Source organism: Nocardioides sp. REDSEA-S30_B4 (assembly GCF_001627265.1).
GTDB lineage: Bacteria > Actinomycetota > Actinomycetes > Propionibacteriales > Nocardioidaceae > Nocardioides.
The window spans coordinates 22,241-30,853 of the sequence record NZ_LUPI01000083.1 but is presented as its reverse complement, the minus strand read 5'-3'; the positions used below and the strand labels follow the sequence as shown (position 1 = coordinate 30,853).

Annotated in this window: 6 protein-coding genes; 2 read left to right on the top strand and 4 right to left on the bottom strand. The window is 72.7% G+C overall.

Going from position 1 to position 8,613, the window contains the following annotated elements:
• On the bottom strand, positions 1-792 hold a 792-nt coding region (locus tag A6R01_RS15450), incomplete at its 3' end, for a DUF222 domain-containing protein (RefSeq protein ID WP_292607691.1).
• A gap of 207 nt (positions 793-999) precedes the next feature.
• Here A6R01_RS15450 and A6R01_RS15445 point away from each other — a divergent pair.
• A complete protein-coding gene (locus A6R01_RS15445) occupies positions 1,000-2,280 on the top strand; it encodes a crosslink repair DNA glycosylase YcaQ family protein (RefSeq protein ID WP_292607689.1) in 1,281 nt (426 codons plus the stop codon).
• A gap of 82 nt (positions 2,281-2,362) precedes the next feature.
• Entirely contained in the window at positions 2,363-5,101 is a 2,739-nt protein-coding gene (gene secA / locus A6R01_RS15440) for a preprotein translocase subunit SecA (protein ID WP_292607687.1), read from the top strand.
• Between the two features lie 34 nt (positions 5,102-5,135).
• Here secA and A6R01_RS15435 read toward each other — a convergent pair whose 3' ends face one another.
• From A6R01_RS15435 to A6R01_RS15425, 3 genes are read right to left on the bottom strand one after another with little or no spacing between them, the layout of a single operon-like run.
• Positions 5,136-6,044 (bottom strand): hypothetical protein, encoded by a 909-nt coding sequence (locus A6R01_RS15435; RefSeq protein WP_292607685.1) that lies wholly within the window; start codon positions 6,042-6,044, stop codon positions 5,136-5,138.
• Entirely contained in the window at positions 6,041-6,790 is a 750-nt protein-coding gene (locus A6R01_RS15430; protein WP_292607683.1) for a class I SAM-dependent methyltransferase, read from the bottom strand. Before A6R01_RS15430 ends, A6R01_RS15435 begins: the two co-directional genes overlap by 4 nt.
• Positions 6,787-8,475, bottom strand: coding sequence for a hypothetical protein (locus tag A6R01_RS15425; protein WP_292607680.1), 1,689 nt, complete (start codon positions 8,473-8,475; stop codon positions 6,787-6,789). The genes A6R01_RS15430 and A6R01_RS15425 overlap by 4 nt, the downstream gene beginning before the upstream one ends.
• Between the last annotated feature and the right edge of the window lie 138 nt (positions 8,476-8,613).

The window sequence follows — 8,613 nt, the reverse complement described above, 5'->3', positions numbered from 1 at the left end:
CTCCAGCAGCTCGCAGAAAGCGGCACCGAGCTCGACGCCAGTGGCGGCCTTGACCGGCTCCGGTCGCCCACCCTCCACCGGGATCTCGCCCAGGGCGGGCTTGTCGTGGACGACCAGCGCCAGCAGCTGCTTGCGGAGCATGCCGGCGTGCAGCTCGGGGACGGTGAACCGGCCATGCACGCTGCCCTGCCCGTCAGGGGTCATGGTCAGCATCGTCTTCCGGGCGGCTGCGCGCTCCTCCGCCTCCAGCCGGGATGCCTCGTGGGCGTCGGCGACGGCGGGGGCGACGACGTCGAGGACCCGATCACCCAGCACGCGCAGGTCGCAGGCGTCGTGGTGGCCAGCGAGGTCGACGAGCCGCTGCTCGGCATCAGCCTTCACCGTGGCGGGGATGTCGGTGGGTAGGGCGTCGAGGGCACGGGCGATGACCTCGGCCTGCTCGGTGTTCACCGCGCCGGCTGCGTACCCCTCCCGCAGCCGGGCGTAGGTCTCCAACGCGGTGGCGAGGTGCACCGCCCGGCGTGACGACCGGACGGTGGTGCGGGTGGCACGGGCCAGCCACGTCGCGGTGGTCGCGGCCCCGGTGGCCTCCTCGACCCGCACCGCCGTGGCGTGCGCGAGGACGCGGTGCTTGAGCTCACCCAGCCGTGCCTCGGCCGCGGCGATCTCCACCAGCGAGGCGGCGGTCGCGGTCTGGTCGAGACCCAACAGGGAGACCTCGTCGAGCTCGGTGAGCGCACCGGCGATGACCGCGACACCACGGTCCACCTGGTGCTGCCCGAGCCCTTCCATGAGCTGACTCTTCCAGGGACCACCGACACTCCGAGACGCTCAGACCCCTTCTCCACAGGGGCTCCGGGCACCGTGACCCGCGCCAGGACCCAGGGTCTCGCGGCTCGTCGCTGACGCTCCTCGCACCTCGACCACCGGAGGCTGCGCTCGCACCTCGACCAGCCGGCTGCAGTCGAGGTGTCGGTGCGGCGTGGTTGAGTTCGGCCCGTGTCGTCGACCCAGGGACAGACCCAGACGCTGAGCCGTTCCCAGGCCCGTCGGGTCGCGCTGGCCGCCCAGGGCTTCCTCGACAAGCCGCACGCCGGGCCGACGATGCGGACCTTCGACCGCACCCTGGCGCGCACCGGGGTGCTGCAGGTCGACTCGGTCAACGTGCTCCAGCGGGCGCACTACATGCCGCTCTACTCCCGGATGGGTCCCTACGACGCCGACCCGCGCACCGGCCTGCTGGCGCGGGCCGCAGAGAAGCGGCCTCGGCGGGTGGTGGAGTACTGGGCGCACGTCCAGGCGTTCATGCCCGTCGACCTGTGGCCGCTCATGCAGCACCGGATGGACTTCTACCGCGCCGCCCGCGGCAAGTGGTGGAAGGACGTCGAGGACTCGATGATCGAGCGGGTCCGGGTGGCCGTCGCGGCGCAGCCCGGGCCGGTCACGGCGCGTGAGCTCGAGCAGGTCATCGGCTCCGGCGGGCCGCGCTCGAAGGAGCACTGGGGCTGGAACTGGTCCGAGGCGCGCAAGACCCTCGACTTCCTCTACCAGATCGGCGAGCTGGCGATCGCCGGCCGCACCACCCAGTTCGAGGTCCGCTACGACCTGCCCGAGCGGGTCCTGCCCGCCCAGATCCTCGACCTCCCGGTGCTCGACCCGCAGGACGCCGTCACCGAGCTCGTACGCCGGGCAGCCCGCTCCCACGGGGTCGCCACCGCCTCCTGCCTGGCCGACTACTACCGCCTGCGCCAGCAGCACGACCCGAAGCGACCCGACCTGCCCAGCACCGCGGTCGCGATCGAGCAGCTCGTCGGGACCGGCGAGCTCGAGCCGGTCCGGGTCGAGGGCTGGCGGCGCCAGGCCTACCTCCACCGCGACGCCCGGGTCCCGCGGCGGGTCGCCGCCCGCACCCTGCTCAGCCCCTTCGACCCGGTCGTGTGGGAGCGCGAGCGCACCGAGCAGCTCTTCGACTTCCACTACCGCATCGAGATCTACACGCCCCCGGAGAAGCGGGTGCACGGCTACTACGTGCTGCCGTTCCTGCTGGGGGAGGAGATCGTGGCGCGCGTCGACCTCAAGGCCGACCGGGCCGCCGCCGACGGGGGCCTCCTGCGGGTCGCGGCCGCCTGGGCCGAGCCCGGCGCCCCCGCTGCGACGGCCGAGCAGCTGGCAGCCGAGCTGTGGCGCCTGGCGGGCTGGCTGGGGTTGGTCGGGATCACCGTCGCGCCACGCGGGGACCTCGCCCCCGAGCTGTCCGCGGCCGTGTCGACAGTCGGTTAGGGATGGCTCACCCCGCTGGGTAGAGTGAGCGCGGCCCGGGGCACCTGTCCGGGACAGCCACCTTCAGAGGAGCAGCAACGCCGTGCCCGCGATTCTCGACAAGATCCTCCGCATCGGTGAGGGCAAGATCCTCCGCCAGCTCGAGGGGGTCGCGAAGGCCGTCAACGCCATCGAGGACGACTTCGTCGCGATGTCCGACGCCGAGCTGCAGGGCATGACCGACGAGCTGCGCAAGCGGCACGCCGAAGGCGAGTCCCTCGACGACCTGATGCCCGAGGCCTTCGCCACGGTGCGCGAGGCGGCCAAGCGGGTGCTGGGCATGCGCCCCTTCGACGTCCAGATCATGGGTGGCGCCGCGCTGCACCTGGGCAACATCGCCGAGATGAAGACCGGTGAGGGCAAGACCCTCGTCGCGGTGGCCCCGGCGTACCTCAACGCCATCGGCGGCAAGGGCGTCCACGTCGTCACGGTCAACGACTACCTCGCGAAGTACCAGTCCGAGCAGATGGGCCGCGTGCACAACTGGCTGGGCCTGACCGTCGGCGTGATCCTGCCCGACATGCGCCCCGAGCAGCGGCGCGAGGCCTACAACTGCGACATCACCTACGCCACCAACAACGAGCTCGGCTTCGACTACCTCCGCGACAACATGGCCTCCTCCCTGGAGGAGTGCGTCCAGCGCGGCCACAACTTCGCCATCGTCGACGAGGTCGACTCGATCCTCATCGACGAGGCGCGGACCCCGCTGATCATCAGTGGTCCGACCCAGGACGAGGTCAAGTGGTACGGCGAGTTCGCCAAGATCGTGGCCCGCCTGACCAAGGACGTCGACTACGAGGTCGACGAGAAGAAGCGCACCATCTCCGTCCTCGAGCCCGGCATCACCAAGGTCGAGGACCACCTGGGCATCGAGAACCTCTACGAGGCCGCCAACACCCCGCTGATCTCCTTCCTCAACAACGGCATCAAGGCCAAGGAGCTGTTCCGTCGCGACAAGGAGTACGTCGTGATGAACGGCGAGGTCCTCATCGTCGACGAGCACACCGGCCGCATCCTGTCCGGCCGCCGCTACAACGACGGTCTGCACCAGGCCATCGAGGCCAAGGAGAACGTCACGGTCCGCGAGGAGTACCAGACGCTCGCGACCGTCACCCTGCAGAACTTCTTCCGCCTCTACGACAAGCTCTCCGGCATGACCGGCACGGCCATGACCGAGGCCTCGGAGTTCGACAAGATCTACCAGCTCGGCGTCGTCCCGATCCCGACCAACCGTCCGATGGTGCGCGTCGACCAGCCCGACCTCGTCTACCGCACCGAGGAGGCGAAGTACGAGGCCGTCGCCGAGGACATCGCCGAGAAGCACCGCACCGGTCAGCCGATCCTCGTCGGCACCGTCTCGGTCGAGAAGTCCGACTACCTCTCGGCGCTGCTGAAGAAGAAGGGCGTCCCGCACAGCGTGCTGAACGCCAAGATGCACGCCGACGAGGCCAAGATCGTCGCGATGGCCGGCCACAAGGGCGCGGTCACCGTCGCCACCAACATGGCCGGTCGAGGCACCGACATCATGCTCGGCGGCAACGTGGAGTTCCTGGCCGACGCCGAGCTGCGCAAGCAGGGCCTCGAGCCCACCGGCGAGACCGCCGAGGCCTACGACGAGGCCTGGCCCGCGACGCTGGAGAAGGTCAAGGCGCAGGTCCAGGCCGAGCACGACGAGGTCAAGGAGCTCGGCGGCCTCTACGTCCTGGGCACCGAGCGCCACGAGTCGCGCCGCATCGACAACCAGCTGCGCGGTCGTTCCGGCCGTCAGGGCGACCCGGGCGAATCCCGGTTCTACCTCTCGCTGCAGGACGAGCTCATGCGGCTGTTCAAGTCCGACTGGGTCGACCGGGTGCTGCAGGTGCTGCGCATCCCCGACGACGTCCCGATCGAGAACAAGCGTGTCACCAACGCCATCGCCAACGCGCAGGGCCAGGTCGAGGCGCAGAACTTCGAGTCCCGCAAGAACGTCCTGAAGTACGACGACGTCATGGACCGCCAGCGCAAGGTGATCTACGCCGAGCGTCGCGCGATCCTCGAGGGCGCCGACCTCGAGGCGCAGATCCGCACCTTCATCGACGACGTCGTCACCGGCTACGTCACCGGCGCCACCCAGGAGGAGGACTGGGAGATGGAGCAGCTCGCCACCGCGCTGCGCCAGATCTTCCCGGTCAGCCTCGACCTCGAGGGCATGGCTGCCGCCGTCGACGGTGCGGTCAACCTCGACCGCGACGAGCTCATCGAGGCCCTGAAGGCCGACGCCCACAAGGCCTACGACGCCCGCGAGGCCGAGCTGGGCGAGGAGGTCATGCGCGAGCTGGAGCGGCGCGTGATCCTCTCGGTCCTGGACCGCAAGTGGCGTGAGCACCTCTACGAGATGGACTACCTCCGCGAGGGCATCTACCTGCGTGCCTACTCCCAGCGCGACCCGCTGGTCGAGTACCAGCGGGAGGGCTTCGACATGTTCGCCGCGGTCATGGACGGCATCAAGGAGGAGACCGTCGGGTACCTCTTCAACGTCCAGGTCACCGTCGAGGAGGACGAGGACGCCGACGTCGACGAGGACGACGAGGACGTGCTGGTCATCGACCCGACGCTGCGCTCGCCGGTCGGTCAGCCGCACATCCACGCCAAGGGTCTCGACGCCCCGACCTCGCCGGCCAACCTGACCTACTCCGCGCCGGACGAGTCCGGTGAGGCCGAGGTCCGCCGCGACGGCCCCAAGGCCTCCGAGGGCTGGAAGAGCAAGGGCGGCAAGGGCGCCAAGAAGTCGCGCAAGCGCTGAGCCGACGCCAGCCGGCCCCAGCGGGCCGAGCAGGTCAGCGCTGGACGGCGGGGCTGCGGCCCCGCCGCAAGGCGCTGACCGCCGCCAGGGTCAGGTCGGCCGCAGTGTGCAGCACGCGGGTGACCAGGGCGACGGCGGTGGCGGTCGCCAGCCCGACGGCGGGGGAGAGCAGCGCGACGAGCGTGACCTCGCGGGCGCCGACACCCGCGGGAGCGACGACCACGGCCACCCCGACGACGTACGCCGCGGCGAAGCCGCCCGCCGCGATGGCCAGCAGCTCGGCCACGTGCCCGGGTGTGGTCCCGGGGATCAGCGCCACCATCGCCCCGGCGTAGCAGGTCCACGTCAGCGCCATCCGGCCCACCAGGACCGCCAGGGCACCCCAGGTCAGGCGCAGCGTCCCGGCGGACCCGGCCACCAGCGAGCCGAGCCGGGCGACGACGGGCGGCGTCAGCGCCGCCGCGCAGCCCAGGGCGCCCAGCAGGCCGGCCCACCGCGGCAGCGGCAGCGTCGGCATCCCGGCGGCCAGCATCCCGAAGGCCAGCAGCCCCGCGGTGGCGACGTTGAGGCCGAGGAAGGCCAACGAGGTGCCGACGGTGACCCGGACGGGGACGCCGAAGCCGCGGGCCAGGTCGGCGTGCGCCCCCATCGACCAGACCGAGCCGGGGATGTACTTGCCGAGCTGCCCGACGAAGAACACCCGGCGCCCGTCCTCGCGGGGCAGCCGGTGGCCGTAGCCGGCGAGGAGCCGCAGCCACGCGCCGCAGGTGGTGAGCAGTCCGAGCAGCACCAGCCCGGCGGCGACCGCCAGGCCCGGCAGCGGGGTCGAGGAGAGCGCGACGACCAGGTCGCGCCAGCTGCCCTGGAGGCCCCAGGCGGCGAAGGCGACCACCGCGACCAGGAACGCCGCCCGCGCCACGGTGCGCAGCCGCTGCCGGCTCACGGCGCGACCACCGGTGGGCGCACCCGCAGCAGCGCGGTCCGCGTCGGGTAGGGCAGCGAAGGGGTCAGTCCGCGGGTCCAGGTCACCTCGACCCGGCTGCCGCGACGGTCGGTGAGCCGGTCGGCGAGCTCGGCGATCGCGCTGCGGTAGCGCGCTCGGTCCACGTTGTCGACGACGACCAGGCCGTCGGGTGCCAGTCGGTCCGCCGCCCGGGTCAGGCAGGCCTCGCGGGCCCGGCCGTCGACCACGACGAGGTCGAAGGACCCCGGCAGGTCGTCGGCGCAGTGCACGTAGTCGGTGAAGTCCAACCCCTCGAAGCCACGCTTGCCCGAGGGGGTGCGCGGGTCGGGGTGCGGGACCGGCGGGACCACGTGCAGCGTCACGTGCGCCGGGAGCCGGGGCCGCATGGCCTCCGCCCAGGACGGGTCGTGCTCGATGCTGTCCACGGTCGCGGCCCGGTCGGCCAACCACAACGTCGACGAGCCCGAGCCCCACTCCAGCACGCGCGCCCCGGGTCGACCGACGAGGTGGGCCGCGACGACGTCGGCGGAGTCGAAGGTCCACCAGGGCACCTTCAGGCGCGCCATCTCGTCGAGGTCGTAGACCGCGAACCACGAACGCACCCACAACCCGGTGCGGCTCTCGTCGGCCCACCGGTCCAGGCGCTCCATCACGCCGGTGCGCGTCAGGCCGGCGCGCACGCCGCGCACCCCGGAGACGTAGGCACGCTTGTGCAGGTCGGTCATCGGCCCACCGCTCTGAGTCGCAGGGTCAGCAGCCGCACCTGCCGGTCGTCGGTGCGGGTCACGTCCAGCACCAGCCGTCCGAAGCGGTACGCCGCCACCAGCTCGGCCGGGACCCGGGCGGTCACGGTCCGACCCGCGGTGCTCGTGGGCAGCTCACGGCCGTTGACGTGCAGCGCGAGGCTGCCCGATCCGACGGCCGTCGCCTCGAGAGCGAGCGGGCGGGCCCGCAGCCGCGGCGGGAGCGTCACGGCGAGCGAGGCGGACTCGCCGCGCACGCCCGCGCCGACCCGGGCGCGGTGGAGGTCCCAGCCGTCCAGGAGCGCGGCCGCGTCGTGCCCGGCACCGTCGAGGCGGAGGCCGCCGACCGGGTAGGGCGTCGGCTCGAGGTCGCAGACAGCCGTCCAGCTCATGGTCAGCTCGCGCCACCACAGCCGCCGGGTCACCTCGGCCTCCCGCTCGCAATTGTCCGCCTCCCGGTCGGTGCCGGTGACGACGGCGGCGAACTGCGTGGGCGAGCCGAGACCCGGCCCGACCCGCTCGTCGGCGTACGGCATGAGGGGGCCGACGGGGTCGCGGGCGCAGTCGTCGTGGCTCTCGTGGGAGTAGGGACGGAAGCCGCCGTCGGCGTCCCGGCTCGGGGAGCAGGTGACCGCCCCGACCGAGGGGACCGCCGGCGCCAGCTCGCGCACGCTGGTGCGCCAGTAGTCGGTCGGCAGCTCCCAGGACGGGTCGCGCTCGACCACGACCGGTGCGCCGACCAGGGCCACCGGGCTGCGGTAGGCGTAGCCGTAGGGGAACAGCTGCAGCTGCGCCAGCACGGGCAGCACGAGGGCGGCGGCCGCCACCCAGGGGACCCAGCGCCGCGTCCCGACCGCGACCAGCGTCGCGATCGCCACCGCCACGAGCACGGCGAGGGCGGGCGCGGCGAAGAGCAGCTGGCGCAGGCCGGTGTAGAGGTTGGCCTGCCGCAGCACCCCCAGGGTCGGCAGCAGCAGTGCCTGGAGCAGCACGAGGACCAGCAGCAGCCGGCCCGGACCCGCCGTCCGCCGGACCGCCAGGACTGCGGCGACCACGCCGATCGCCCCGAGCAGCAGGTGCAGGGTGGGCAGCTCGACGACCAGGAACAGCGGGAGGTACCACCACGCGCCCTGCTGGTCGTCGAAGCGGGAGGAGCTGAGGGCGCCGCGCCACAACGCGGTCACCGGGTCGGAGAAGAGGGCGGGGTAGACCGCCCACAGCACGAGGCCGGCCGAGACCCCGGCGGCGGGCACCGCCCACCAGCGCCACCGGTCGCGGGTCACCATCGTGACCAGGGCTGCCACCACCAGGCCGGGGGCGATGCCGGGGCGGGTCCCCACCGCGAGCGCCACGCCGGCCACGACGAGGGCCAGCGCCAACGCCGCGGCACCGCGCCGGTCCCGCCGGGCGGTGAGCGCGAGGCCCAGCGTCACCAGGGTGTAGCCGGTCGCGACGGAGACGTCCTTGACGTTGAACATCGCGTGCCCCGACCACGTCGGCACGGCCACGAGCGCGGCCGCGGCGACGGCACCCCAGCGCCAGGAGCCCAGGGCCAGGCCGGCGAGCGCGGCGGTGGCGGCGACGCCGACGAGCGAGAGCAGCGTGACGCCGAGGTGCCGCACGGCGTACGCCGTCGCGCTGGCCGACACGGTGCCCCAGCCCTCCACGCCCCACAGCACGCTCCACGCGGCCCAGCGTCACCAGGGTGTAGCCGGTCGCGACGGAGACGTCCTTGACGTTGAACATCGCGTGCCCCGACCACGTCGGCACGGCCACGACGAGCAGGACCCGCGGCGGGGTCTGCC

What these genes read in the sequence shown, in the direction of transcription:
- A6R01_RS15430 (WP_292607683.1), bottom strand. Translation starts at nt 6,790, where the DNA reads ATGACCGACCTGCACAAGCGTGCCTACGTCTCCGGGGTGCGCGGCGTG.